Origin of the sequence: Mesorhizobium sp. M6A.T.Cr.TU.016.01.1.1, from assembly GCF_003952585.1 — a bacterium.
Lineage (GTDB): Bacteria > Pseudomonadota > Alphaproteobacteria > Rhizobiales > Rhizobiaceae > Mesorhizobium > Mesorhizobium mediterraneum.
Genome location: NZ_CP034452.1, coordinates 4,976,372 through 5,003,349, shown reverse-complemented (window position 1 = coordinate 5,003,349; position 26,978 = coordinate 4,976,372). Strand labels below are relative to the sequence as shown.

At 64.8% G+C, this 26,978-nt stretch carries 25 protein-coding genes and 1 riboswitch; of the genes, 14 read left to right on the top strand and 11 right to left on the bottom strand.

Annotated features, from left to right (window positions below; translation table 11 throughout):
* Positions 1–169: 169 nt before the first annotated feature.
* The 10 genes from nuoI to EJ075_RS24290 form a co-directional block, all read right to left on the bottom strand.
* On the bottom strand, positions 170–661 hold the full coding sequence (gene nuoI, locus EJ075_RS24335) for an NADH-quinone oxidoreductase subunit NuoI (protein WP_095483441.1): 492 nt from the start codon (positions 659–661) through the stop codon (positions 170–172).
* The gene (gene nuoH / locus EJ075_RS24330) at positions 661–1,704 is read right to left on the bottom strand and encodes an NADH-quinone oxidoreductase subunit NuoH (protein WP_095483491.1); all 1,044 of its coding nucleotides are present in this window, start codon (positions 1,702–1,704) and stop codon (positions 661–663) included. Before nuoH ends, nuoI begins: the two co-directional genes overlap by 1 nt.
* Before the next feature lie 2 nt (positions 1,705–1,706).
* On the bottom strand, positions 1,707–3,788 hold the full coding sequence (nuoG, locus tag EJ075_RS24325; protein ID WP_126106062.1) for an NADH-quinone oxidoreductase subunit NuoG: 2,082 nt from the start codon (positions 3,786–3,788) through the stop codon (positions 1,707–1,709).
* Between the two features lie 74 nt (positions 3,789–3,862).
* On the bottom strand, positions 3,863–4,564 hold the full coding sequence (locus tag EJ075_RS24320; RefSeq protein ID WP_095483439.1) for an NADH-ubiquinone dehydrogenase: 702 nt from the start codon (positions 4,562–4,564) through the stop codon (positions 3,863–3,865).
* 200 nt (positions 4,565–4,764) lie between these two features.
* A complete protein-coding gene (gene nuoF, locus EJ075_RS24315) occupies positions 4,765–6,069 on the bottom strand; it encodes an NADH-quinone oxidoreductase subunit NuoF (protein ID WP_126106061.1) in 1,305 nt (434 codons plus the stop codon).
* A 10-nt stretch (positions 6,070–6,079) separates the two neighbouring features.
* The gene (locus tag EJ075_RS24310) at positions 6,080–7,378 is read right to left on the bottom strand and encodes an NADH-quinone oxidoreductase subunit E (protein ID WP_126106060.1); all 1,299 of its coding nucleotides are present in this window, start codon (positions 7,376–7,378) and stop codon (positions 6,080–6,082) included.
* Positions 7,379–8,569 carry an NADH-quinone oxidoreductase subunit D gene (locus tag EJ075_RS24305; protein ID WP_126106059.1) on the bottom strand — a complete coding sequence of 397 codons (1,191 nt, stop codon included), beginning with the start codon at positions 8,567–8,569 and terminating at the stop codon, positions 7,379–7,381.
* Complete coding sequence (locus EJ075_RS24300; RefSeq protein ID WP_126107439.1) at positions 8,570–9,172, bottom strand: NADH-quinone oxidoreductase subunit C; 603 nt, start codon at positions 9,170–9,172, stop codon at positions 8,570–8,572.
* A gap of 8 nt (positions 9,173–9,180) precedes the next feature.
* Positions 9,181–9,762 (bottom strand): NADH-quinone oxidoreductase subunit B, encoded by a 582-nt coding sequence (locus tag EJ075_RS24295; protein WP_095483435.1) that lies wholly within the window; start codon positions 9,760–9,762, stop codon positions 9,181–9,183.
* Positions 9,753–10,118, bottom strand: coding sequence for an NADH-quinone oxidoreductase subunit A (locus tag EJ075_RS24290; RefSeq protein WP_095483434.1), 366 nt, complete (start codon positions 10,116–10,118; stop codon positions 9,753–9,755). Before EJ075_RS24290 ends, EJ075_RS24295 begins: the two co-directional genes overlap by 10 nt.
* A gap of 335 nt (positions 10,119–10,453) precedes the next feature.
* On the opposite strand from EJ075_RS24290, the gene EJ075_RS24285 reads away from it, so the two are divergent.
* The 8 genes from EJ075_RS24285 (at position 10,454) to EJ075_RS24250 (ending at position 20,749) form a co-directional block, all read left to right on the top strand.
* On the top strand, positions 10,454–11,653 hold the full coding sequence (locus EJ075_RS24285) for a winged helix-turn-helix domain-containing protein (protein WP_126106058.1): 1,200 nt from the start codon (positions 10,454–10,456) through the stop codon (positions 11,651–11,653).
* Positions 11,654–11,682: 29 nt separating this feature from the next.
* Positions 11,683–11,887: riboswitch (cobalamin riboswitch) on the top strand.
* 38 nt (positions 11,888–11,925) lie between these two features.
* Positions 11,926–12,360, top strand: a complete 435-nt coding sequence (locus tag EJ075_RS24280; RefSeq protein WP_126106057.1) for a DUF1636 family protein — start codon at positions 11,926–11,928, stop codon at positions 12,358–12,360.
* Positions 12,357–13,394, top strand: coding sequence for a cobalamin biosynthesis protein CobW (gene cobW / locus EJ075_RS24275; protein ID WP_126106056.1), 1,038 nt, complete (start codon positions 12,357–12,359; stop codon positions 13,392–13,394). The genes EJ075_RS24280 and cobW overlap by 4 nt, the downstream gene beginning before the upstream one ends.
* 18 nt (positions 13,395–13,412) lie before the next feature.
* Positions 13,413–17,105: a cobaltochelatase subunit CobN gene (gene cobN / locus EJ075_RS24270; protein ID WP_126106055.1), complete on the top strand. Its 3,693-nt coding sequence runs from the start codon at positions 13,413–13,415 to the stop codon at positions 17,103–17,105.
* Positions 17,102–18,586 (top strand): precorrin-3B synthase, encoded by a 1,485-nt coding sequence (gene cobG / locus EJ075_RS24265; protein ID WP_126106054.1) that lies wholly within the window; start codon positions 17,102–17,104, stop codon positions 18,584–18,586. The genes cobN and cobG overlap by 4 nt, the downstream gene beginning before the upstream one ends.
* Before the next feature lie 2 nt (positions 18,587–18,588).
* Positions 18,589–19,230, top strand: coding sequence for a precorrin-8X methylmutase (locus EJ075_RS24260; protein ID WP_126106053.1), 642 nt, complete (start codon positions 18,589–18,591; stop codon positions 19,228–19,230).
* Positions 19,227–19,988 carry a precorrin-2 C(20)-methyltransferase gene (locus tag EJ075_RS24255; protein WP_126106052.1) on the top strand — a complete coding sequence of 254 codons (762 nt, stop codon included), beginning with the start codon at positions 19,227–19,229 and terminating at the stop codon, positions 19,986–19,988. The genes EJ075_RS24260 and EJ075_RS24255 overlap by 4 nt, the downstream gene beginning before the upstream one ends.
* Complete coding sequence (locus EJ075_RS24250; protein ID WP_126106051.1) at positions 19,985–20,749, top strand: precorrin-3B C(17)-methyltransferase; 765 nt, start codon at positions 19,985–19,987, stop codon at positions 20,747–20,749. Before EJ075_RS24255 ends, EJ075_RS24250 begins: the two co-directional genes overlap by 4 nt.
* Here the strand turns inward: EJ075_RS24250 and EJ075_RS24245 are convergent.
* Complete coding sequence (locus EJ075_RS24245; protein ID WP_126106050.1) at positions 20,713–21,477, bottom strand: cobalt-precorrin-6A reductase; 765 nt, start codon at positions 21,475–21,477, stop codon at positions 20,713–20,715. The genes EJ075_RS24250 and EJ075_RS24245 overlap by 37 nt on opposite strands.
* Before the next feature lie 154 nt (positions 21,478–21,631).
* On the opposite strand from EJ075_RS24245, the gene cbiE reads away from it, so the two are divergent.
* From cbiE to EJ075_RS24210, 6 genes are read left to right on the top strand one after another with little or no spacing between them, the layout of a single operon-like run.
* A complete protein-coding gene (gene cbiE, locus EJ075_RS24235; protein WP_126106048.1) occupies positions 21,632–22,861 on the top strand; it encodes a precorrin-6y C5,15-methyltransferase (decarboxylating) subunit CbiE in 1,230 nt (409 codons plus the stop codon).
* Positions 22,858–23,244, top strand: coding sequence for a cobalamin biosynthesis protein (locus EJ075_RS24230; protein WP_126106047.1), 387 nt, complete (start codon positions 22,858–22,860; stop codon positions 23,242–23,244). Before cbiE ends, EJ075_RS24230 begins: the two co-directional genes overlap by 4 nt.
* Positions 23,241–24,005, top strand: coding sequence for a precorrin-4 C(11)-methyltransferase (cobM, locus tag EJ075_RS24225; RefSeq protein WP_126106046.1), 765 nt, complete (start codon positions 23,241–23,243; stop codon positions 24,003–24,005). Before EJ075_RS24230 ends, cobM begins: the two co-directional genes overlap by 4 nt.
* Entirely contained in the window at positions 24,002–24,820 is an 819-nt protein-coding gene (gene cobA, locus EJ075_RS24220; RefSeq protein ID WP_126106045.1) for a uroporphyrinogen-III C-methyltransferase, read from the top strand. Before cobM ends, cobA begins: the two co-directional genes overlap by 4 nt.
* Positions 24,817–26,187, top strand: coding sequence for a cobyrinate a,c-diamide synthase (locus EJ075_RS24215; RefSeq protein ID WP_126106044.1), 1,371 nt, complete (start codon positions 24,817–24,819; stop codon positions 26,185–26,187). Before cobA ends, EJ075_RS24215 begins: the two co-directional genes overlap by 4 nt.
* 3 nt (positions 26,188–26,190) lie before the next feature.
* Positions 26,191–26,964 carry an adenosylcobinamide-GDP ribazoletransferase gene (locus EJ075_RS24210; protein ID WP_126106043.1) on the top strand — a complete coding sequence of 258 codons (774 nt, stop codon included), beginning with the start codon at positions 26,191–26,193 and terminating at the stop codon, positions 26,962–26,964.
* The last annotated feature ends 14 nt before the right edge of the window (positions 26,965–26,978 follow it).

The window sequence follows — 26,978 nt, the reverse complement described above, 5'->3', positions numbered from 1 at the left end:
GGTCGCAAGTTTCGTGTTCCTATCGCATGTTTCGATCGGGTTGAAAGACCCGGATCGAAAGAAAACATGCGACACTTTCAATTCCGGAGGATGATCTTGTCCGAAAAGTCTGCAACTTTTCGGGATCATCCTCTGAACGAGGCCGCTCGCCCCGTCCATGCGTCAAATGTCAGCGGTACGGCGCATCCAGCGAGAGGTTGCGCGCCAGTTCGCGCTCCCAGCGGTCGCCATTGGCCAGCAGCTTATCCTTGTCGTAATAAAGTTCCTCGCGCGTCTCGGTCGCGAATTCGAAATTCGGCCCTTCGACAATGGCGTCGACCGGGCAGGCCTCCTGGCAGAAGCCGCAATAGATGCACTTCACCATATCGATGTCGTAGCGCACGGTGCGGCGCGTGCCGTCATTGCGGCGCGGGCCGGCCTCGATGGTGATGGCCTGCGCCGGGCAGATCGCCTCGCACAATTTGCAAGCGATGCAGCGTTCCTCGCCGTTCGGATAGCGGCGCAGCGCATGCTCGCCGCGGAAGCGCGGGCTCACCGGCCCCTTCTCGTGCGGATAGTTGATCGTCTCCTTCGGCGCGAAGAACTGGCGCATCGACAGGAAGAAGGCGCTGACGAAATCCTGCAGGAGCAGCGACTTTGCGGCTTGGGCTAGAGCGGACATCACGCAAACCCCGTGATCTTGAGGAACGCGGCGACAATCACCACCATCGCCAGCGAGATCGGTAGGAAGACCTTCCAGCCAAGCCGCATCAGCTGGTCGTAGCGGTAGCGCGGCACGAAGGCCTTCACCATCGAGATCATGAAGAACACCAGGCAGACCTTGAGCACGAACCAGATCAGACCCGGCACCCAGGTGAAGGGAGCGAAGTCGAAGGGCGGCAGCCAGCCGCCGAGGAACAGGATGGTGGCCAGCGCGCACATCAGCACGATGGCGACATATTCGCCGAGGAAGAACAGCAGGAACGGCGTCGACGAATATTCGACCATATGGCCGGCGACGAGTTCCGATTCGGCTTCCACAAGGTCGAAGGGCGGACGGTTCGTCTCGGCCAGCGCCGAGATGAAGAAGATGACGAACATCGGGAACAGCGACAGCCAATGCCAGTCAAGGAAGGTGTTGGGCAGGCCAACCCGCGTCCCCAGCCCATCCTGCTGCGACAGCACGATATCGGACAGGTTGAGCGAGCCGACGCAAAGCAGCACGGTGACGATGACAAAGCCGATCGAGACTTCGTAGGACACCATCTGTGCCGCCGAGCGCAGCGCGCCGAGGAACGGATATTTCGAGTTGGACGCCCAGCCGCCCATGATCACGCCATAGACCTCGAGCGAGGAGATGGCGAAGACATAGAGGATGCCGACATTGACGTTGGCGATCGCCCAGCCCTCGTTGACCGGAATGACAGCCCAGGCCGAGATCGCCAGCACCGCCGACACCAGCGGCGCCAGGAGAAAAACGCCCTTGTTGGCGCCGGACGGAATCACCGGCTCCTTGAACACGAACTTCAGCAGGTCGGCGAAAGCCTGCAGCGTGCCCCATGGGCCGACGACGTTCGGGCCGCGGCGCAACTGCACCGCCGCCCAGATCTTGCGGTCCGCGTACAGGATGTAGGCGACGAAGATCAACAGCACGACGATCAGCACGACCGACTTCAACAGGATGATCAGCGCCGGCAGCACGTAGAAGGAGAAGAAGGTGTCCATGCTTATTCCGCCGCCTGCCTGAAGCCGTTTTTCGCCAGCGCCGAGCATTCCGCCATCACGGCGGAAGCCCGCGCGATCGGGTTGGTCAAGTAGAAATCCTTGACCGGCGAGGTGAAGGTACCCTTGTTCAGCCGCCCGCCGAGCTTCGCCACCCCGGCGATATCATCGGCGTTGCCGGCCGCGACTTGGTCGATGCGGGCGAGATGCGGGTATTCAGAATAGAGTTTTGCGCGAAGCTGCGGCAGCGAATCGAACGGCAGCTTCTTGCCCAGCACATCCGACAGCGCCCGCAGGATCGCCCAGTCCTCGCGCGCATCGCCTGGCGCGAAGCCGGCACGGTTGGTCTGCTGCACGCGGCCCTCGGTGTTGACGTAGGTGCCCGACTTTTCGGTATAGGCGGCGCCCGGCAGGATGACGTCGGCGCGGTGCGCGCCCTGGTCGCCATGCGTGCCGATATAGACGACGAAGGCGCCGCCGGTCTTGGCCATGTCGATCTCGTCGGCGCCGAGCAGGAACAGCACGTCCGTGTCGCCCAGCATGCCAGCAACGTTCTTGCCGCCCTCGCCCGGCACGAAACCGACATCGAGACCGCCGACCCGGCCCGCCGCAGTGTGCAGCACCGCAAAGCCGTTCCAGTCGGCTCTCGAGGCATTGACGGCGATGGCAAGCTTGGCCGCCTGGCCGAGCACGGCCGCGCCATCCGAGCGCGCCAGCGCGCCTTGGCCGACTATGATCAGCGGGTGCGTCGCTTTCTTCAGCACCTGGAAGAACTTGCCATTGCCGTCGGCCAGATCCTTCAGCGATTCCGGCCCGGCGCCGAGCTGCTCGTAGTCGTAGCGCGTGTCGCCGACATCGCCGATGACGCCGACCGGCAGGTTGCCAACCCGCCAGCGCTTGCGGATGCGGGCGTTGAGCAAGGACGCCTCGAAGCGCGGATTGGCGCCGATGATCAGCACCGCGTCGGCCTGCTCGATGCCTTCGATGGTCGGGTTGAAGATATAGCTTGCCCGGCCGAGCGACGGATCGAGCGCCGCGCCATCCTGGCGGCAGTCGGTGTTCTTCGAGCCGAGCGAGGCCATCAGCAGCTTCAGCGCATAGATCTCCTCGACGGCGGCGAGATCGCCTGCAACGGCGCCGATCTTGTCGGGCGTTGCGTTCGACACCGCTTCCTTGATCGCGGAGAAAGCCTCGGCCCAGCTTGCCGGGGTCAGCTTGCCGTCCTTGCGTACGTATGGCCGGTCGAGGCGCTGGGTGCGCAGGCCGTCCCAGATGAAGCGGGTCTTGTCGGAAATCCACTCCTCGTTCACAGCCTCGTTGGTGCGCGGCAGGATGCGCATCACCTCGCGGCCTCTGGAATCGACGCGGATCGCCGAGCCGACGGCATCCATCACATCGATGGATTCGGTCTTGGTCAGCTCCCATGGCCGCGCCTGGAAGGCGTAGGGTTTGGAGGTCAGCGCACCGACCGGGCAAAGGTCGATGACGTTGCCCTGCAGTTCCGAGGTCATCGCGCTTTCGAGATAGGTGGTGATCTCCGCGTCCTCGCCGCGGCCGATCAGGCCGAGCTCGGAAATGCCGGCTATCTCCGTGGTGAAGCGGACGCAGCGCGTGCAATGGATGCAGCGGTTCATGATCGTCTTGACCAGCGGCCCGATATATTTGTCTTCGACCGCCCGCTTGTTCTCGTGATAGCGCGAGGAATCGACGCCGAACGCCATCGCCTGGTCTTGCAGGTCGCACTCGCCGCCCTGGTCGCAGATCGGGCAATCCAGCGGATGGTTGATCAGCAGGAATTCCATCACGCCTTCCCTGGCCTTCTTGACCATCGGCGTGTTGGTGAAGATTTCCGGCGTTTCGCCATTCGGTCCGGGGCGCAGGTCGCGCACGCCCATGGCGCAGGACGCCTGCGGCTTGGGCGGCCCGCCCTTCACCTCGATCAGGCACATGCGGCAATTGCCGGCGATCGACAGCCGCTCATGGAAGCAGAAGCGCGGCACTTCCGCGCCAGCGTCCTCGGCCGCCTGCAGCAGCGTGTAATGGTCGGGTACAGTAATCTCTTTCCCGTCGACCTTGAGCTTTGCCATGTCGTCTCAAACCCCTGCGGACGTTCCGCAATCTTTCTTTCCGGGCGCAGCCGAAACCGCGCGCGGTATTGAATTCAATGTTTGGCCTCGGCCAGCGCCGCCGCCTGGCCAAGCCAGTCGTCGCGATCGATGCGGCCGTTGAACGACAGATAATCGTCGACCCAGGCGATCTCTTCCGGCGTCCATGCCGCGATCTGGCCATATGTCCAGATGCCCAAGCCGTTCAGCACCTTCTCCAGCTTCGGCCCGATGCCCGATATCGCCTTGAGATCGGCCGGATTTGCCGGACGATCCATGGCCTTGGGCTGCTTGAAATCCTCCGGCATCAACCCGGTTGGCGCGGCACCCGCAACGGTGCTCGCATCCGCCACGTTCGGCGCATCGCCTGTGGCAGTTGCCGCTATATCGGTTACGTCCCTGGCGAAGGACTGCGCCTCGGCGATCAAGGTTTTCGTCGCCGCGCGCGCCTTGGTCGAAGAGTTCGTCCCTGTCTCTGAAAAGCGTTCGACCCTGGCCTCGAAATCGTCGACGATCGGTTGGAAGAGGCGCTGCGAGGCCTCGGCGGCACCCGAGAGCGCGCCCATCCACACCCCAAAGGCATGATTGGCAAGGCCGAAGCCGAGCGCCGACATCGCTGCCGCACCCGCGACAGGGTGCGCCAGGAGATTGACGGCGCTCGCCATCTCCTTCGGCATCATCCTGGTCAGGTCCTGGTTCATCTTCTCGAACGGGTCCAAATCTGGCATCAAATGATCGGGTCTCGAATGCAGCGACATTGGTGATCTCCTAGTCGTTTCTTCCGTTTGCCCCGAGCCTGTTTCCTCAAATCGGGCATTCGCCCGTATTTCAAATCGGGCGTTTGCCCGTATTTCAAATCGGGCGTTTGCCCGTATTTCAAATCGGGCATTCGCCCGTATTTCAAATCGGGCGCTTGCCCGTATTTCAAATCGGGCACTTGCCCGTATTTCGAACTTCTCTATTCCGCAGCCACCATCACCGGCTCTGCCCGGTGCGCATTGCGCGAAAACTCGTCGATACGCCGCTCCACCTCGCCGCGGAAATGCCGCATCAGGCCCTGGATCGGCCACGCCGCCGCATCGCCCAGCGCGCAGATCGTATGGCCCTCGACCTGCTTGGTCACGTCGAGCAGCATGTCGATCTCACGCTTCTGCGCCTCGCCGCGCACCAGCCGCTCCATCACCCGCCACATCCAGCCGGTGCCTTCGCGGCACGGCGTGCACTGGCCGCAGCTCTCGTGCTTGTAGAAGTAGGAAAGCCGCGCGATCGCCTTCACGATATCGGTCGATTTGTCCATGACGATGACAGCCGCCGTGCCAAGGCCCGATTTCAGGTCGCGCAGCGCATCGAAATCCATCGGCGCGTCGATGATCTGCTCCGCCGGCACCAGCGGCACCGAAGCGCCGCCCGGAATGACCGCCAGCAGATTGTCCCAGCCGCCGCGAATGCCGCCGCAATGCGTCTCGATCAGCTCGCGGAACGGGATCGACATCGCCTCTTCGACGGTGCACGGATTGCTGACGTGGCCGGAGATGCAGAACAGCTTTGTGCCGACATTGTTGGGCCGCCCGAAGGACGAGAACCAGGCCGCACCGCGGCGCAGGATGGTCGGCGCCACCGCGATGGACTCGACATTGTTGACCGTCGTCGGGCAGCCATAGAGGCCGACATTGGCCGGGAATGGCGGCTTCAGCCGCGGCTGGCCCTTCTTGCCTTCGAGGCTTTCGAGCAGCGCCGTTTCCTCGCCGCAGATATAGGCGCCGGCGCCATGGTGCATGTAGATGTCGAAGTCGTAGCCGGACGTGTTGTTCTTGCCGATCAGCTTGGCCTCATAGGCCTCGTCGATGGCGCGCTGCAGCGCCTCGCGCTCGCGGATGAACTCGCCGCGCACATAGATGTAGGCGGCGACCGCGCCCATGGCGAAGCCGGCGATCAGGCAGCCCTCGACCAGCGTGTGCGGGTCATGGCGCAATATATCGCGGTCCTTGCAGGTGCCGGGCTCGGATTCGTCGGCATTGACGACAAGATAGCTCGGCCGGCCGTCGCTCTGCTTAGGCATGAACGACCATTTCAGCCCGGTCGGGAAGCCGGCGCCGCCGCGACCGCGCAAGCCTGATGCCTTCATCTCGTTTACGATCCAGTCGCGCCCCTTGGCGATGATGCCTGGCGTGTTGTCCCAGGCGCCGCGCGCCATCGCGCCGGCCAGCGACTTGTCGAAACGGCCGTAGATGTTGTTGAAAATGCGGTCTCTGTCCTGAAGCATTGTTCGTTCCTCAGACCGGCTTCTTGCCGAAGACGCGGATATATTCGGCGACCCCGCCCTTGGCGAGCGCCTTGGCCTGCTTGACCCAGTCTTCGCGGTCTATGCGGCCGTGAAAGCTGAGATAGCCGTCGACCCATTCACGCTCGGCCTTTTTCCAGGATGCGACTTGCGCATAAGTGAAGATGCCAAGCGAATGCAGGATGCCTTCGATCTTCGGGCCGATCCCCGAGATCAGCTTGAGGTCGTCGACCAGTGCCGGCTTTGCGATGCCGGCCGGACGGTTCTTGTCCTCGAGCGAAGGCTTGGTCAGCTTGGCGGCTGCGCCGAGCTGTGCGCCCTTGGCTTCGGGCGCCTTGAAAGCGGCGGCTGGTTCAGCCTTGATTATGGGACCGCTACGCTGTTTCGAAACCTTTTCGACCTCCGGCGCGGCCTTGTTGGCGTTGGCCGCCGAATGCCGCGGTGCGGCGACGCTCGCCGCCTTTTCCGTCTCTGGTGCGACCTTTGTCGGCGAAGGCGATCTCAGCGCCGGGCTGGTTTCAGGCGCATCGGTCTTCGGCTTGCTGGCTTTCGATGGCGCAACGGGGGCAGCCAGTGCCTGCGCGACCGGAGCCGGCACCGCGGCGGCAGTCGACGCTGCACCTTGCGCGGCCTTGGCCGCCGCCTTGGCTTCCCTGTCGCGGGTCGTCTTCAGGATTGCCTTTTCGTTCTTCAGCGTCGTCAGACCGCTGATCGGCTCTGAGGTGATGCGGCCGTTCTGCGGCCCCGGCGCCACCGAGGCGCCCTTGCCGGCGTCGTAGAGATCGATGATCTCGGCAAGCCGCTCCGGCGTCAGGTCCTCGAACGTGTCCTTGAAAATCATCACCATCGGCGCGTTGACGCAGGCGCCGAGGCATTCGACCTCTTCCCACGACAGCGTGCCCTTGTCGTTGGTGTGGAACTGGTCGTGATGGATTTTCGAGCGGCACACGTCCATCAGCGCTTCCGAGCCGCGCAGCATGCAGGGCGTGGTGCCGCAGACCTGGATATGCGCGCGGGTGCCGACCGGATTGAGCTGATACTGCGTATAGAAAGTCGCGACTTCGAGCCCACGGATATAGGGCATATCGAGCATATCGGAGATCGTCTCGATCGCCGCCTTGGTCACCCAGCCTTCCTGCTCCTGCGCCAGCATCAGCAAGGGGATGATCGCCGACTGCTCGCGGCCCTTCGGATACTTCTTGATCCATTGCTTCGCCGCTGCCGCATTCGCCCGGTTGAAGGCAAAGGAGGCTGGCTGGAGGCTGGCTTCTGCGAGACGGCGGACTGACATTTATCGATCGACCTCACCAAACACGATGTCGAGGGAGCCGAGGACGGCGGTGACGTCGGCCAGCATGTGGCCACGGCACAAAAAGTCCATGGCTTGCAGATGCGCGAAGCCGGGCGCGCGCAGCTTGCAGCGATAGGGCTTGTTGGTGCCGTCCGAGACGAGATAGACGCCGAACTCGCCCTTCGGCGCTTCGACCGCCGCATAGACCTCGCCCGCCGGCACCCGATAGCCTTCGGTGTAGAGCTTGAAGTGATGGATCAGCGCTTCCATCGAGCGCTTCATCGCCGCACGCTTCGGCGGCACCACCTTGCCGTCGAGGTTCGACACCGGCCCTGCGCCTTCCTTGCCGAGCAGCAAGTCGACGCACTGGCGCATGATTTTCGCCGACTGGCGCATCTCTTCCATGCGCACGAGGTAACGATCGTAGCAGTCGCCGTTCTTGCCGATCGGAATGTCAAAATCCATCTCGGCATAGCATTCATAGGGCTGCGACTTGCGCAGATCCCAGGCGACGCCGGATCCGCGCACCATGACGCCGGAAAAGCCCCAGGCCCAGGCATCGGCCAGCGAAACGGTGCCGATGTCGACATTGCGCTGCTTGAAGATGCGGTTGCCGGTCAGCAGTGCGTCGAGATCGTCGAGCGATTTCAGGAACGGATCGATCCAGCTGCCGATATCTTCGACCAGCTTCTGCGGCAGGTCCTGGTGGACGCCGCCGGGCCGGAAATAGGCCGCATGCATGCGCGAGCCGCTGGCCCGCTCATAGAACACCATCAGCTTTTCGCGCTCGACGAAGCCCCACAGAGGCGGCGTCAGCGCGCCGACATCCATCGCCTGCGTCGTCACATTGAGAATGTGCGACATGATGCGGCCGATCTCGCAATAGAGCACGCGGATCAGCTGGCCGCGCTTCGGCACCTCGATGCCAAGCAGACGCTCGGCGGCAAGCGCAAAGGCATGCTCCTGGTTCATCGGCGCGCAATAGTCGAGCCGGTCGAGATAAGGCACGGCCTGCAGGTAGGTTTTGGCTTCGATCAGCTTTTCAGTGCCGCGATGCAACAGCCCGATATGCGGATCGACGCGATCGACGACTTCGCCATCGAGCTCCAGCACGAGGCGCAAAACGCCATGCGCCGCAGGATGTTGCGGGCCGAAATTGATGTTGAAGTTGCGAACGGAGGTTTCAGCCATTTACTGCTTTGCCTTCTCATCCCCCGGAAGCACGTAATCCGTACCTTCCCACGGAGACAGAAAATCGAAATTGCGGAATTCCTGCTTCAATTCCACCGGCTCGTAGATGACCCGCTTGGCCTCGTCGTCATAGCGCACCTCGACGAAGCCGGTCAGCGGGAAATCCTTGCGCAGCGGATGACCCTCGAAGCCGTAGTCGGTCAGAATCCGCCTGAGATCGGGATGGCCCGAAAACAGCACGCCATAGAGATCGTAGGTTTCGCGCTCGAACCAGTCGGCGCCGGGATAAACGCCGGTGATCGACGGCACCACAGTTTCCTCGTCGGCCTGGACCTTGATGCGGATGCGAATATTCTGCTTCGGCGACAGCAGGTGGTAGACGACGTCGAAGCGCTTAGCCCGCGACGGATAATCTGCGCCACACACGTCGATGATCGAGATGAACTGACAGTTTTTATCGTCGCGCAGGAAGGTTACCACCTCGATCAGATCGTGCGGCTCGACAGAGATGGTGAGTTCGCCATAGGCAAACACCGCATCGCCGATCCGGCCGCTCAGCTTCTCTCCGAGATAGGTCGAGAGTTCATTTAACGACAGGCTCATCATCCCGCTCACCGTTCGATCGTGCCGGTGCGGCGGATCTTCTTTTGCAGCAGAAGGATGCCGTAGAGCAGCGCTTCCGCGCTCGGCGGACAGCCGGGCACGTAGATGTCGACCGGCACGACGCGGTCGCAGCCGCGCACCACCGAATAGGAATAGTGGTAATAGCCGCCGCCATTGGCGCAGGAGCCCATCGAGATGACGTAGCGCGGCTCCGGCATCTGGTCGTAGACCTTGCGCAGCGCCGGCGCCATCTTGTTGGTCAGCGTGCCGGCGACGATCATGATGTCGGACTGGCGCGGAGACGCGCGAGGAGCAACACCGAACCTCTCCGAGTCATAGCGCGGCATCGAGGTGTGGATCATCTCGACCGCGCAGCAGGCAAGACCGAAAGTCATGAACATCAGCGAGCCGCTGCGCGCCCAGGTGATCAGCGCCTCGGTCGAGGTGACGAGAAAACCCTTGTCGGCCAGCTCGTTGTTGATCTCGAGGAAGAAAGGATCACTCGCCCCCACCGGCTTTCCGGTGCTGGGGTCGAGAATGCCTTTTGGCTTCGGCGCGACGAGCGTGCCGGAATTGTCGCTCAATCCCATTCCAGCGCTCCTTTCTTCCATTCATAGGCAAAGCCGATGGTCAGCACCGCCAAAAACACCATCATCGACCAGAAACCGAGCATGCCGATCTGGCTGAAAGACACGGCCCACGGAAACAGGAAGGCCACTTCCAGATCGAAGATGATGAACAGGATCGACACCAGATAGAAGCGGATGTCGAACTTCATGCGGGCGTCGTCGAACGAGTTGAAACCGCATTCGTAGGCGGAAAGCTTTTCCGGATCGGGGTTGCGGTAGGCCACCAGGAAGGGTGCGGCAAGCAGCGCCACGCCGACGACCAGCGCCACGCCGATGAACAGGACGATGGGCAGGTACGAACTCAACAACGCGTTCATGCTGCGGCTTTCCGTTGGCGGCCAATCCACTCTGATTACAGCACCGGACCCACTTGCGGAAGCGTGACAGTTTAACCACTGAACCGTTTTAGGGGGCTCTATGCTGCAACGCGGCGAGGGTTAGCGCAGGCCTTTCGGCGAAGCAAGTCAAACCTTGTTCAAAACACGGTGCTGGACGGCATATCCGGATAAACTGGTCCGATCTGCTCCTGTTTGATTTCCTTCACTTTTTACTCCACTTTTCTCTCCTGACATAGATGCCGCCAAAACCCTGCTAGCATGGCGCGGAATCATCGCCCCAACCTTTGGTCGAACGCCAACAGAGTGCCGTCTGCATGAAGGAAAAAATCTCGATCGCCATGGCCCGGCGCATCGCGCTTGCCGCACAGGGCTTTACCGATGTCAGGCCGAACGGCACGCCCAATCGCCGCCATCTGGCCCGCGTCCTTGCCCGCACCGGCCTGCTGCAGATCGATTCCGTCAGCGCAGTGGTGCGTGCCCACTATATGCCGCTCTATTCGCGGCTTGGCCCCTACCCGCTTGCGCTGCTCGACAACGCCGCCGTGACGCGCAAGCGCACGGTCTTCGAATACTGGGCGCATGAAGCCTCTTTTCTACCGGTCGAAACCTATCCGCTGATGCGCTGGCGCATGGAACGGGCCGAGCGCGGCGAGGAAATGTATAATGGGCTGGCCAAGTGGGGGCGCGAACGCACCACTTACATTGAAGACATTTATCGCGAGGTTGTATCGCGCGGCCCGCTCGCCGCGTCGGCTCTCGAAGGCCAAAAGGGAAACGGCGGTTGGTGGGGCTGGAGCGACGCCAAGCACGCTTTTGAATGGCTGTTCTGGGCCGGCCGCATCACCACGGCATCACGTCGTGGCTTCGAGCGGCTTTATGATCTGCCGGAACGGGTGCTGCCGCCGGCAATACTCAGCTTGCCGGTGCCCTCCCCTGAGGATGCGCATCGCGAATTGCTGCGCATTTCCGCCCGCGCCCACGGCGTCGCGACAGCGGGAGACCTGCGCGACTATTTTCGTCTCTCTCCCGCCGACATCAAGGGCCGCATCGAGGAACTGGTCGAGGCAGGTGATCTTTTGCCGGTTCGCGTCGAAGGTTGGGACAAGCCTGCCTATCTGCACAAGGACGCCCGTTTTCCGCGCCGGATCGAGGCGCGCGCCCTGCTCGCGCCGTTCGATCCTGTCGTCTTCGAGCGCTCCCGAACGGAAAGACTGTTCGACTTCCGCTATCGCATCGAGATCTATACCCCTGCCGAAAAGCGCCAGTACGGTTACTATGTGCTGCCGTTCCTGCTCGGCGAAAGGATCGTGGCGCGCATCGACCTCAAGGCCGACCGTCCCGCCGGCGTGCTGCGCGTCCATGCCGCCTATGCCGAGCCCGGCGCCCCGCCGCAAACCGCTGCTAAGCTTTTCGAGGAATTGAAGCTGATGCAGGGCTGGCTCGGCCTGGAACGCATCGAGGTGACGCCGGCCGGCGATCTGGGGCCCGTGCTCGCCAACATTGCCGCCTCGTAGACGTGCGTTGACACGACTGCCTCCACAAGCCTAAATCCGGTCCAGACGGTCTCCTCTCGGCAAAGGGAGGAGCCAAGAGGGAATGCGGTGCGAAATTCCGATTTCAAATCCGCGGCTGTCCCCGCAACTGTAAGCGACGAGCCAAGGCCGAAAACCACTGGGACGGTCCCGGGAAGGCGGCACCAAGGCGATGACCCGCGAGCCAGGAGACCTGCCGTCTAAGACAGAAGAATCCGATTCGCCTGGCGGGTTTTCCGGGCAAGGAGCCTGATTTGAAACGCGACAGCAGTTTTTCGGCTGAGACAGCGGACGTATTGTCCCGCGATAGTGATGCCTTGGCCGGCGTTACCGTGATCGTCTGCGCCTCCTGCCGTGACGAGACCGGCTCCGATGGCCATCCCCGCGCCGGCGAACTGCTTGCCGATGACGCGCGCCGCGCCGCTTCCGGCGAAAATATCCGTATCCGCACCGTCGAATGCCTCGGCAACTGCAAGCGCCGGCTGAGCGCCGCGATCCTGCGCGACGGCTGCTGGAGCTATGTCTTCGGCGACCTGACCGCGACAAGCGGCGCCGATCTCGTCGCTGGCGCAAAGCTCTTCGCCACCTCGACCGACGGCCTCATTCCATGGCGCGGCCGCCCCGATTGCCTGAAGCGCGGCCTCGTCGCCCGCGTCCCTCCCCTCGACCTTTTGAAGGACCAGATATGACCGCTTCCGTCTCCCGCGTGCCCTGCACCGTCGTCACCGGCTTCCTCGGCGCCGGCAAGACGACGCTGATCCGCCATCTGCTCGAAAACGCCGGGGGCAAGCGGCTGGCCATCATAGTCAACGAGTTCGGCGACATCGGCATCGACGGCGAGATCCTCAAAGGCTGCGGCATCGACACCTGCCCCGAGGAAAACATCGTCGAGCTGGCCAATGGCTGCATCTGCTGCACCGTCGCCGATGATTTCGTCCCGGCGCTCGATCAGATCCTGTCGCTGACGCCGAGGGTCGACCATATCCTGATCGAAACCTCCGGCCTCGCTCTGCCCAAGCCGCTGGTCCAGGCCTTCCAGTGGCCGACGGTCAAGAGCCGGGTGACGGTCGACGGCGTCATCGCCGTCGTCGACGGACCGGCGCTGGCTGATGGCCGCGTTGCCAACGACATGGACGCCCTGCAGGCGCAGCGCGCGCAGGACGAGACGCTCGACCACGACGATCCGGTCGAGGAGGTGTTCGAGGACCAGCTGGCTTGCGCCGACCTGATCATATTGTCGAAGAGCGACCTGATGGACGCCGCCGGCTCAGCCCGCGCCAATGCCATCATCGGCGAGCACACCGCGCGCGCCGTCAAGATCGTGCCGACCTCGCAGGGCAAGGTCGATCCGTCTGTGCTGCTCGGCCTCGGCCTTGCCGTCGAGGACGACATCGAGAACCGCAAGACCCATCACGACGACGAGCTCGACCACGAGCACGACGATTTTGACTCGTTCGTCATCGATATTCCGTCGATCGCCAATCCCGATGAGCTGGCTTTGCGCGTCGCCACCGCGGCGGAGGAAGAAAACGTTTTGCGCGTCAAGGGTTTCGTCGAGGTCGGCGGCAAGCCGATGCGGCTGTTGCTGCAGGCCGTCGGTCGGCGCGTCAATCACTATTACGACCGCGCCTGGACCGCCGACGACGACCGCCGCTCGCGCCTCGTCGTCATCGGCCTGAAAGGGCTGAACCGCCCGGCAATCGAGCGTATCCTCGCCGGCTGACCTCAGGCACGAGCCGCGATGCACATCCTCACCACAACATCCGCCTCGCTCGACGATCTCGCCGAGCCTGTCGATCTCAGGCAGACGCCTGCGGATATCGTGGCGCTGTCCTTCACCGACAGCGATCTGGCCGGCTTGGCGGCGGCGTGGAAGGCGGACGCGGATCGCCTGCCGTCGATGCGGCTGGCGGCTCTACGCGATCTGCGCCATCCGATGTCCGTCGATCTCTGGGTCGACAGCGTCGCCCGCCACGCGAAGGTTATTTTGGTTCGCATCCTCGGTGGCTACGACTGGTGGCGCTATGGCTGCGACCAGCTCGCCTCGACCGCCCGCGCGCGTGGCATAAAACTGGCGCTGCTGCCCGGCGAATGCCGCGACGAGGATCTGCGGCTAATCGAATGCTCGACGCTGCCGCGCGAAGAGCTCGACGGCCTGCTCGGCTATTTCCGCGAAGGCGGGCCGGAGAATATGATGGCGCTGGTGCATCAGCTGGCAAGTCTCGCCGGATCAGGTGTGGCGGTCGCTGAACCTGTCAGCGTGCCAAAGGCGGGCTATTATCAACCGGGACTGGGGGTCGTCGAGCGCGATGTCCCCCTCCCCCTCGAGGGGAGGGTCCGGCCGCAGGCCGGGGGTGGGGTCGCCTCTGACGCGCGCCAACAGAAAAAAACGTCGAGCACTGCCGCAACGACCCCACCCGGCCCTTCGGGCCACCCTCCCCTCGAGGGGGAGGGAGACGCCGCGCCCATAATCCCGATCCTCTTCTACCGCTCGATGCTGCTGGCAGCCGACATCGCGCCCATCGACGCCCTTTTTGAGGCCCTGAGCGCGCGCGGCATGGTCCCCGTCCCCATCTTCGTCTCCAGCCTCAAGGACCCGGCCTCGCTCGCCTTTGTCGAAACCGCGCTGTCGACGCTTAAGCCCGCTTCCATCATCACCGCCACGGCCTTCGCCTCCGGTGCCGAGCCCGGCATCGAGACCCTGTTCGACCGCGCTGGCGTGCCGGTGTTCCAGGTCATCGTCGCGACGACACGCCGTGACATCTGGCAAAACAACCAGCGCGGCCTCGCCCCCGCCGACCTAGCCATGCATGTCGTGCTGCCCGAGCTCGACGGCCGCATCCTCGCCGGCGCCATTTCCTTCAAGGGCGAGAGCGAAACCGACCCGGCATTGGCCTTCCGCGGCTTCGCTAACCGGCCGGAGCCGGACCGCGTGGCGCAGGTGGCGAACCGTGTCGAAGCTTTCATCCGCCTGCAGCGGACCCCGCGCGCAGAACGCAAGCTCGCCATCCTCATCCCCGACTACCCGAGCGCGCCCGGCCGCACCGGCTACGCCGTCGGTCTAGACGTGCCGTCCAGCGTGCTTGCGATGCTGCATGACTTGAGGGAACAGGGCTACGCCGTTGAAGAGATTCCGCAAACGCCGCGTGCGTTGCTGGATGAGTTGGAGCGCGGTGACGAGGGGCTGAGGTTGGAGGACTATCTCGACTTCTTGGCGGAATTGCCTGCAGAAGCGCGAAAGACCGTAGAGGCGGCTTGGGGTCAACCGGCAACCGATCCGGTACCGGCTGAATCTCAACGTCGACCCTCTACGTTGCCCCCCTCTGTCCTGCCGGACATCTCCCCCACTTGGGGGGAGATTGTCCCTTCTCCGACAGTCTCACCCACGACCAACATTTCAGAAAGAGGCGGGACAGCAAAGCTGCCGATCTCCCCCCAAGTGGGGGAGATGTCCGGCAGGACAGAGGGGGGCGTGAAGGATCGCCTACGTCCGCAGCCGACCACCGCAAATTTCCCCTTCCGCGCCGCCACCTTCGGCAACATCACCGTAGCCCTCGCCCCCGATCGCGGCCGCTCCACGAACCGCCGCGCCGACTATCACGACCCGACATTGCCGCCGCGCCATGCGCTGATCGCCTTCGGTCTTTGGCTGCGCAAGTCGCTCGGTGTCCATGCCCTCATCCATGTCGGCGCCCACGGCACGCTGGAATGGCTGCCCGGCAAGACCGTTGCGCTCAGCGAAACCTGTTTTCCCGAGATCGTCACCGGCCCCTTGCCCGTCATCTATCCCTTCATCGTCTCCAACCCCGGCGAGGCAGCACAGGCCAAGCGGCGCATTGCCGCCGTCACCCTCGGCCATTTGCCGCCGCCGCTGACCGGCGCCGGGCTCGATGAGAGCCAACACCAGCTTGAGCGGTTCGACGAATATGCCCAGGCCGACGGGCTCGACCGCCGCCGCCGCGATCGCCTGGCAAAACTGATCGTCGAAACCGCGCAGAAGACCGGCCTCGCCTCCGAGGCCGGCGTTGCCAAAACCGACGCGCCCGACGAAGCGCTGCGCCGCATCGACGCCTGGCTCTGCGACCTCAAGGATTTCGCCATCAAGGACGGCCTGCATATCTATGGCCGCGCGCCTGAGGGCGAGACCGATCCGTTGCGCAAACAAAGTGCCGCAGCCGAGAAGGCAGCGCTCCTCGCTGCCCTCGACGGCCGCCATGTCGTTGCCGGGCCGGCCGGCGCACCGGCGCGGGGCCGGCGCGATGTCCTGCCGACCGGCCGCAACCTGTTCACATCAGATCCACGCACCATGCCGACGCCGACATCCTTCGATCTCGGCAGGGCGGCCGCCGACGAGGTCTTGCGCAGCTACATGCAATCGCATGGTGACTGGCCGCGCTCGCTGGTCATCGACCTGTGGGGCTCGGCCTCGCTGCGCACCGGCGGCGAGGAGATCGCGCAAGGCCTGGCGTTGATGGGCTGCCGGCCGCAATGGGATTCCGCGACCGGTCGCGTCACTGGCATTGAGGTGCTGCCGCCGGCAACGCTTGGCCACCCGCGCGTCGACGTCACCTGGCGCATATCAGGCCTGTTCCGTGATATGTTCCCGACCCAGATTGCGCTGATCGATGCTGCCGCCAATGCCGTCGCCGCCCGCGACGAGGATGCATCGGAAAACCCGCTCGCGGCCAAGACTCGCGCAGACGGAAAGACCAGCCCGCGCATTTTCGGCACCTCGCCCGGCACCTACGGCGCCGGTGTCGAGGATTTATTGTCGAGCGGCGACTGGGCCGCGCGCGAAGAGATCGGCCGCGCCTACCTCGACGCCACCTCGCATGCCTATGGCGGCGCAGAGGGCGAAGGGATTTCGGCGCCCGGCGCCTTCGAGGATCGTATCGCCGAGGCGGACCTTCTCGTCCATACCGGAGACGACCCCGGCCGCGACATCCTCGAAGGCTCCGCCGACGTCGCCTTCATCGGCGGTTTTTCGGCGGCGCTAGCCGCACTCGGCAAGAACGCCGATGTCATCGTGCTCGACACCACCGATCCGCAAAAGCCGAAGCCGCGCTCAGTTGGAGAAGCCGTGTCACGGGTCGTGCGGGCGCGCGCGGTCAACCCGCGCTTCATTGCCGGCCAGATGCGGCACGGGCCGCGCGGTGCCTCGGAATTCGCCGAGACGGTCGACCGTCTCGTCGGCTTTGCCGAGACCACCTATGCCATACCGGGCGCGCTGATCGAGGCCGTGCACGACGCCTATCTCGGCGACCCCATTGTCCGGGCGTTCATCCTGCGCGAGAATCCGGCGGCGGCGAAGGTCATCGCCGAGCGTTTGCTGTCGGCACGGCGGCGCGGTCTCTGGCATCCGCTGCGCAATTCCATCGATGACGATCTCGCCACACTGATCGCCGAGGCCCAGGCGCTGGGGGTGGCGGCATGAACGCCTTCTCCCGACGCGGCGCCTGCCCCGCTTTGTCGGCGCCGATGCAGACCGGTGACGGCCTTTTGGTGCGGCTCAACCCGGTCGCTGGAGGACTCTTGCCGAAAGCCTTGATCGGACTCGGTGAATCCGCCTTGCGGCACGGCAACGGCATCATGGAAGTGACCGCACGCGGCAGCCTGCAGATACGCGGCCTGACGCCGGCAAGCGCGCGGCTGCTGGCGGTGGAGGTCGATGCACTTGGCATTGCCGTGCGCACCGGCGTGCCGGTCGAGACCGGTCCACTGGCAGGGCTCGACACCAAGGAGATCGTCGATCCGCGCCCGCTGGCGGAGCGGATTCGGGCGGCAATTGATGAAGCTGGGCTGGCACAGCGCCTTGGCCCGAAGGTCTCGGTGATTGTCGACGGCGGCGGACGGCTGACAATGGATGCGGTTACCGCCGACGTGCGGCTCGTCGCAACGCGCACCAATGCGGGAATCAAGTGGCAGGTGGCTGTCGCGGGTGATGGGCAGAATGCGAAGCCGCTCGTTACGGTGGAAGACGATGCGGCGCGCGATATTGCAGTCGCGATGCTCAGGATGATCGCCGAAAAAGGCCGCGAAGCCCATGCACGGGATTTGACGGAAAGGCAGTTAATATCCCTCGCAAGCTGGCATTCCTTCGCGCCCCCCTCTGTCCTGCCGGACATCTCCCCCACTTGGGGGGAGATCGGCAGCTTCGCCGGCGGCTCCCCCTCGGCATCTTTGGCGATTGGCGAAAGCGGAGATGAGGGCGCAATCTTCCCCCAAGTGGGGGAGATGTCCGGCAGGACAGAGGGGGGCGCCGTAGAGCGCCTTCCTGTTCCGGCTCGCTTCCCCATTGGCATTTTCGATCTGACAGATGGCCGTGCCCTGGGCATCGGCCTGCCTTTCGGCAGCATGCCAGCGAAAAAGCTCATCGACCTCACGCGACACGCCATCACCTTCGGCGCAACCCAAATCCGCCCCGCGCCACAACGCGCGCTGCTTTTCATCGGCCTTTCGCCGACCGCTTGCCACTCACTTCAGCACGCCGCCGCCACCCTAGGCTTCGTCACCAACCCCACCGATCCGCGCACCAGGATCGCCGCTTGCCCTGGAGCTCCCGCCTGCGCCTCTGGCCGGATCGCGACGCGTGACATTGCCGAGACCATCGCCGCAGAAAATCGTGACATCCTCGATTCCTCCTTCATGCTTCATATCTCCGGCTGCGCCAAGGGCTGCGCGCATCCCGGCCCGGCGGCGCTGACACTGGTCGGCGGCGAAAACGGGGCCGGACTTGTCGTGGACGGGACGGCGAAGGCCCTTCCCGCCGGATACAGGCCAGGCTATGACGCCGCGCGCGGCGTTGGCCGCATTGCGGCTGCGATCCGCCGCACACGACTTCGAGGTGAAACCGCCGCCACTTGCCTGGCAAGGCTTGGCGCGGCCGAAATCATCGAAACTTACCGACAGGAATGAGCATGCCCGCCCACATCGCCTACGACTACATCCATGACGGCACGGCGATCTATGAGCGCTCCTTCGCCATCATTCGTGCCGAGGCCGACCTGTCGCGGTTTTCCGATGCCGAAGCCGATGTCGCCATTCGCATGATCCATGCCTGCGGACAGGTCGAGGCCAGCAGGCACTTCGTTTTTTCCGAGGATTTTGTAGCCGCCGCGCGCACGGCGCTGGCGGCCGGCGCGCCGATCTTCTGCGATGCGGAAATGGTCTCGCATGGCGTGACGCGCGCCCGGTTGCCGGCCGGCAACGAGGTGATTTGCACGCTGCGCGACCCGCAAACTTCAGACATCGCGAAAAAGATCGGCAACACCCGCTCGGCCGCGGCCATCGACTTGTGGGGCGAGCGCATGGCAGGTTCGGTCGTCGCCATCGGCAATGCGCCGACAGCGCTTTTCTACCTGCTGGAAAGGCTGCGCGACGGCGCGCCGAAACCGGCTGTTATCATCGGCATGCCCGTCGGCTTCGTCGGTGCTGCCGAATCGAAGGACGCACTGGCCGAGAATTCCTATGGCGTGCCCTACGCGATCGTGCGCGGCAGATTGGGCGGCAGCGCCATGACCGCCGCAGCACTCAACGCATTGGCGAGGCCGGGTCTGTGAACGCGATTGCAAAAGGCAGGCTTGTCGGCGTCGGCACCGGTCCCGGCGACCCCGAGCTGTTGACGCTCAAGGCCGTGCGCGCGCTGGCCGAGGCCGACGTGGTCGCGCATTTCGCCAAGCGCGGCAACAACAGCAATGCGCGCGCCATCGTCGGCGCCCATTTTCGTCCCGATTTGATAGAGTTGCCGCTGCTCTATCCCGTGACCACCGAAATCGACAAGGATCACAGCGATTACCGGTCGCAGATAACGGATTTCTACGAAGAGTCGGCCGAGAAGGTCGCTGAGCACCTCAGCGCCGGCAGAATGGTCGCCGTGCTTTCGGAAGGCGACCCGCTGTTCTACGGCTCCTACATGCATCTACATGTCAGGCTGGCGCACCGCTTCCCAACCGAAGTCATTCCCGGCGTCACTGCCATGTCCGGCTGCTGGTCGGCGACAGGTCTGCCAATCGTCCAGGGCGACGACGTGCTGACCGTGCTGCCGGGCACGATGAGCGAGTTCGATCTGACCCGCCGCCTCGCCGACACCGATGCCGCCGTCATTATGAAGGTCGGCCGCAACCTGCCCAAGATCAGGCGCGCGCTGGAGGCGACCGGCAAGCTGGCGCGTGCCGTCTATGTCGAGCGCGGCACCATGCCGGGCGGCATCTCGATGCGGCTCGCCGACAAGCAGGACGACAAGGCACCCTATTTCGCCATCGTGCTGGTGGCTGGCTGGTCCGGCCGTCGCGAAGCATTGATGGAGGCCGGGGCATGAGCGGCCGCCTGACCGTCATCGGCCTCGGACCCGGCAATGCCGACCAGGTGACGCCGGAAGCGAGCCGCGCCGTGGCGGAGGCAAAATTCTTCTACGGCTACAAGCCGTATCTCGATCGGCTCGACCTGCGCCCGGACCAGACCCGCGTCGCCTCTGACAATCGTGAGGAGCTGTCCCGCGCCAACGACGCGCTGGCAAAGGCTGCGCAAGGCCACGATGTCGCCGTCGTCTCGGGCGGCGACCCTGGCGTCTTTGCCATGGCGGCCGCCGTCTGCGAGGCGATCGAGGCCGGACCGGCCGAATGGCGTGCCGTCGATGTCGCAATGCTGCCCGGCATCACCGCCATGCTTGCGGTCGCTGCGCGCATTGGCGCGCCGCTCGGCCATGATTTCTGCGCCATCTCGCTGTCCGACAATCTGAAGCCCTGGGACCTGATCGAGCTGCGCCTGCTGGCGGCGGCCGGCGCCGGTTTCGTCATCGCGCTCTACAATCCAATCAGCAAGGCGCGTCCCTGGCAGCTTGGCCGCGCCTTCGAATGCCTCACAGCGATACTGCCCGGCACCACGCCGGTCGTCTTCGGCCGCGCCGCCGGCCGTCCCGACGAGCGCATCGAGGTTTTTCTGCTGGCCGACGCCGATGCGGAAAAGGCCGATATGGCGACCTGCATCATCATCGGCTCGCCTGAGACCAGGATCATCAAGCGCGGCGAAAAGCCGGCGCTGGTCTACACGCCGCGATCGGCAGCGGGCCCAAGAAAATGATTGACCATCGCGGCAAGAGCTTCGACGGTCTCAGCCGACGTAACGTCCGGCAGCGCCGGCCTACGGATCATGACCACCTCGATGCCAAGCGCCCGCGCCGCCGCGATCTTGCCGTAGGTCGCCTCGCCGCCACTGTTCTTGGACACGACGACATCGATGTGGTGGTCGCGAAGCAGCGCCTGTTCGTCCGCTTCCCGGAACGGGCCGCGCGCCAGGAGATAGGTCGCATCGGGCACAGCAAGCCTCGGCTCGACTGGATCGACGCTGCGGATAAGATAGTGATGCTGGGGCGCGGCCTCGAAAGCGGCCACCTCCTGCCGGCCGAGTGCCAGGAAGACGCGGCGTGGAGCCGATCCCAGCGCCGTCACCGCGTCGGTTACTCCATCGACGAGCGTCCAGCGGTCGCCTTCGGCTGGCTCCCAGCCTGGGCGCCAGAGCGCAATGATAGGCACACCGGCCCCATGCGCCGCTTCCGCCGCATTGGCGGAGATCTGCGCCGCATAGGGATGCGTGGCGTCGATCAGCAGATCGATCTGGTTTTGGCGGAGATATGCCGCCAGCCCATCGGCGCCGCCGAAACCACCCACCCTCGTCGGAACGCCTTGCGCCACCGGGCTTTCAGTGCGGCCGGCCAGCGACAGCGTGAGCGACACATCAGTGCGCGCGGCCAGCTTTCCCGCCAGTTGCCGGGCTTCGGTAGTTCCGCCGAGGATCAGAATGCGCTTCATTGGCACCACAATGGGCGACGCCGAGCAGCCCCTCACCCTTACCCTCTCCCCGTGAAGGACGGGGAGAGGGGGACGCCAGCGTTGCGGCCAGTTCCCTTCTCCCCGTCACTATACGGGGAGAAGGTGCCGGCAGGCGGATGGGGGGCGGCGCGGCATGTCAAATAATAAACAGCCAACACCCAAATGGCTCACAATCGTCGGCATCGGCGAGGACGGTGTAGCGGGTCTCGGTGACGAGGCCAAGCTGTTGATCGCCGAGGCCGAATTCGTCTTCGGCGGCACGCGTCACCTTGCCCTTGTCGGGTCACTCGCCAAAGGCGAAGCCCGCGCCTGGCCGACCCCTTTCGATACGGAGATGCGCGACGTGCTGGCACTTGCGGGCAAAAAGGTCTGCGTGCTGGCCTCCGGCGATCCGTTCTTCCACGGCGTCGGCGTCACCCTTACCCGCAAGGTTGCGGTTGACGAGATGCGCGTCATCCCTGCGCCTTCGGCCATGTCGCTGGCTGCCGCCCGCCTCGGCTGGGCGCTGCAGGATGTCGAGACCATTTCGCTGCATGGCCGCTCGCTCGACCTGATCCGGCCGCTGCTGCATCCGGGCACCCGCATCCTTGCGCTGACCTCGGACGGCGATGCACCAGCAGCGATTGCGCGCCTGCTGACCGAACTCGACTTCGGCGCCTCGCGACTGACGATCCTGGAGGCGTTGGGCGGCCCGAACGAAAAGCTGCGCTCGGCGCGCGCGGACGCCTTCGATCTCGAAATGATCAACCCGCTCAACGTGCTGGCGATCGAAGTTGACTCAACTCCAGAAGCACGCGTCCTGCCGCTGACCTCAGGCCTTGCCGACCATTTGTTCGAGCATGACGGCCAGATCACCAAGCGCGAGATCCGCGCGATTACCCTGTCCGCCCTCGCCCCCAGGCGCGGCGAGTTGCTGTGGGATATCGGCGCCGGCTCCGGTTCGATAGGCATCGAATGGATGCTGACCCATCCCTCGCTGCGCGCCATTGCCGTCGAGGCCGATCCGACCCGCGCCGCCCGCATCCACCGCAACGCTTCACACTGTGGCGTGCCCGACCTTGTCGTCGTTGAAGGCTCGGCACCAAAGGCGCTTGCCAAGCTAGGCACGCCGGATGCGATCTTCATCGGCGGCGGCGGCAGCGATAGCGGCGTGCTGGGCGCGGCCATCAAGGCCCTGCGTGTTGGCGGCCGGTTGGTTGCCAATGCGGTGACGCTGGAGATGGAGGCGCTGCTGCTTGTCCATCACGCTTCGCTCGGCGGCGATCTCACCCGCATCGCGCTATCGCGTGTGTCACCGGTCGGATCGATGCAGGCCTGGCGGCCAGCGATGCCGGTCACCCAATGGAGCTGGGTCAAGCCATGATGGTCGCGGGCATCGGCAGCCGCAAGGGCGTCAGCGCAAGGGATGTGCTTGCCGTCATTGAAACCGCGCTGGAAGCGCACGGGCTGGCGATGACGGCGCTTTCGGCGCTCGCAACTGCTTCTCTGAAGCAGAACGAGCGGGCAATCTTCTCTGCCGGGCGCGAGCTCGCCCTGCCCGTGATCATTGTCGAGGACGATGCGCTCAAGGCCGCGTCGTCGCGCGCAATCAGCCGCTCGAGCCTGTCGCAGGAGCGTGCCGGCACGCCGTCGGTATCCGAAGCCTCCGCGCTTGCCGCTGCCGGAAAAGACGCGAAACTGCTTGGGCCGCGCATTGTGCTTGGCCCGGTCACCTGCGCCATCGCCATCAGCGGAGACGCGGCATGACCGTCCACTTCATCGGCGCCGGACCGGGCGCGGCCGACCTCATCACCTTGCGCGGCAGCAGGCTGCTGGCAAGCTGCCCGGTCTGCCTCTATGCCGGCTCGATCGTCGCTCCCGAGCTGCTGCAACACTGCGCACCTGGCACGAAACTGATCGACACCGCGCCGATGTCGCTCGACGAGATCGAGACCGAGTACCTGGCGGCTCACCAGGCCGGCCACGATGTCGCGCGCCTGCATTCCGGTGATCTCTCAGTGTGGAGCGCCGTCGCCGAGCAGATCCGCCGGCTGGAAAAGCACGGCATCCCATATACACTGACACCGGGCGTGCCCTCGTTCGCCGCTGCAGCCGCAGCGCTACGCCGCGAACTGACCATTCCTGAAGTCGCGCAGAGCCTGGTGCTGACCCGCATCTCCGGCCGTGCGTCAAAAATGCCGCCCGGCGAAACCCTGGCCGGTTTCGGTCGCACTGGTGCGACGCTGGCCATTCATCTTGCCATCCACGCCATCGACCGCGTCGTCGCCGAGCTGACGCCATTCTATGGCGCCGACTGCCCGGTAGCGGTCGTCTTCCGCGCCTCCTGGCCGGACGAGCGCGTGCTGGCCGGCACACTGGCCACCATCGAGGCGCAGTTGGCCGCCGATCCGATGGAACGCACGGCGATCATCTTCGTCGGCCGCTCGCTGGCAGCGGAAGGCTTTGGCGAGAGTTCACTTTACGACGCCCATTACCAGCGGCGTTTTCGCGGACGGGATGGACTGTGAACGACGGCACCGGAAACAGAGGCGGAAACACCACAATCGAACAGGCTTTGGCCCGGCTGAACTTCAAACCGCGCCAGCTGGAGCCGGGTCATGTCTGGCTGGCCGGCGCCGGCCCCGGCGATCCCGGCTGCCTGACGCTGGAAGTGCTGGCGGCACTTGGGCAGTGCGATGCCCTCGTTTACGACGCGCTGGTGTCTCCCGATGTCGTGGCAGTGGCGGCGAGTGCCGAGCTTTTCTACGCCGGCAAGCGCGGCGGCCAGCCGTCGATGAAGCAGGACGACATCACCGCTCTGCTGGTGCGGCTGGCGCACGAAGGCCGGCGCGTCGTCAGGCTGAAAGGCGGCGACCCCTATATTTTCGGACGCGGCGGCGAAGAGGCGCTGGCGCTGGCGCGCGAGAACATTCCGTTCCGTGTCCTGTCCGGCCTGACCTCGGGCCTCAGCGCGCTTGCCGGTGCCGGCATCCCGGCGACCATGCGCGGCATCAACAAGGCGGTGATCCTGGCGACCGGCCACGCCGCCGGCACCGATGACGACCTCGACTGGGCGGCAATCGCCCGCACCGGCCAGCCGGTTGTCGTCTACATGGGCATGGCCAATCTGCCGCTGATATCAGCCTCGCTGCTCGAGGGCGGGCTGGCGCCGTCGACGCCTGCCGCGGTGATTGTTGCCGCAACGACGCCGCAGGAGCGCATCGTTGTCGCCACGCTCGCCACCATCGCCGAGGAAGCGGCTGCAGCCGGGTTGACCTCACCGGCGCTGATCGTCGTCGGCGGCATCGTTGCGATGCGCGCGGCATTGGCGGGCGAGCCATGACCCGCGCGATCATCATCGGCGCGCCGCGCTCTGGCTCGGGCAAGACCAGCGTCACCATCGGAATCCTGCGCGCGCTCGCCCGGCGCGGCCTTAAAGTGCGCGGCGCCAAATCCGGGCCGGACTATATCGATCCAGGCTTCCACACCGCCGCGACAGGCCTTTCCGGCGTCAATCTCGACAGCTGGGCGATGCCGCCTGCGTTGCTCAACGCGCTGGCCGGTGACGCGACTGAAGATGCCGATTTCGTCTTCCTGGAAAGCGCGATGGGCCTGTTCGACGGCATTCCTGCTGCTCCGGGCCGCACCGGCTCAGCCGCAGACCTTGCCCGGCTCTACGGCCTGCCGGTGCTGCTGGTACTCGACGTCTCCGGGCAGTCGACCACGGCGGCGGCCGTCGCCAAGGGTTTTGCTACATACGATCCCGATGTGCGCATGGCCGGCGTCGTGCTCAACCGGCTGGGTAGCGAACGCCACCGCCGGCTCTGCAGCGACGCCATCGAGGCAATCGGTCTGCCGGTGGTCGGTGCCATATTGCGCGACCCGACGCTAAACCTGCCGGAGCGCCATCTCGGCCTCGTTCAGGCCGGCGAATATGAGAATTTGATGGCGCATCTCGACCGCCTGGCCGACATGGTCGAACGCTCGCTCGACCTCGACGCTATCATGGCGCTGGCGGCGCCATTCGCGCCTGCATCGGGCAGTTTCGGCGATGCGCTACCGCCGCCCGGCCAGCGCATCGCATTGGCGCAGGACGCCGCCTTCACTTTCCTCTATCCACATGTCGCCACGCATTGGCGCAAGGCCGGGGCGGAAATCATTCCCTTCTCGCCGCTCGCCGACCAAGCGCCCAGCGACGATTGCGATGTCTGCTGGCTGCCCGGCGGCTATCCCGAGCTGCATGCCGGCCGCCTCGCGGCGGCTGCGAATTTCAGGGCCGGCATGGAAGCGTTTTCCGCAACACGGCCGGTGCACGGCGAGTGCGGCGGCTTCATGGTGCTCGGCGAGGCGCTGGAGGATGCATCGGGCGAGACGCACAGGATGCTCGGCCTGCTCGGTCACTCGACCAGCTTTGCCAAACGGAAGATGAATCTCGGCTACCGCGAGGCGCGGCTGCGGGCCGATTGCCCGCTGGGAGCCCAAGGCATGCTGATCCGCGGCCATGAATTCCACTATGCGCAGATGACCGCGACCGGCAATGACGAACCGCTGGCCGACCTCGCTGATGGCCAGGGCAATCCGCTCGGCGCCTCCGGCTATCGGCGCGGCCATGTCAGCGGCACGTTCTTCCATGCCATTGCGAGAGGCGAGAGCATGATCCCGAACCGAAGGACCGCGTCAGCGAAAAGTGGGAACCGGTTTTCGGTATAGATCATGCTCAAACTCCAGATCCCCTCGCCTCGGCAAATCCTCGATGATATCGCGCTCTGCCTCGTGTTCTTCACCCGGCTGCCGGTACCGGTCGTAGATTTTCGCGGCCGTAGCCTTGCCGACGCGATCTGGGCAGCGCCGGTCGCCGGCCTCGCCGTCGCTCTGATCTGTGCCTTGGTTTACGCGGTCGGGACTTGGCTCGGCCTTGCCGCCGGCCCGGCAGCGGCACTGACCCTTGCCGCAACCTTGCTCGCCACCGGCTGCCTGCACGAGGATGGGTTTTCGGATGTCGCCGACGGTTTTGGCGGCGGCAAGACGCGCGACAAGAAACTGGAGATCATGCGCGACAGCCGCATCGGCGCCTTTGGCGCCTGCGCTCTCGGCATCTCGCTGCTGATGCGCTGGAGCGTGCTTTCGGAATTCGCCAGCCCCGTCTACGTGTTCTTGGCTCTCATCGCCGCGCATGCCGCTTCGCGCAGCTTGTTCGGCGCGTTCATGCATCTGTTGCCGGCGGCTCGCGCTGACGGCCTCTCGGCCGATGCAGGCACCGTGTCGGCCGAAACTGCCATTGCCGGTGCCGTGCTCGGCGCCGTCGCGTTGCTGGCGCTAGGGTTCGGTGGCGCGGTCGCTGCATTCATCCTGCTCGGCCTGTTGTTTGCCGCGTTTCGCGCGCTTTGCCTCAACCAGATCGGCGGCCAGACCGGCGACACGGTCGGCGCCCTGCAGCAGCTTGGCGAAATCGCAATCCTGCTCGTCGCTTCCGCTTCCCTTTCCTGACTCTGTTTCGGAGA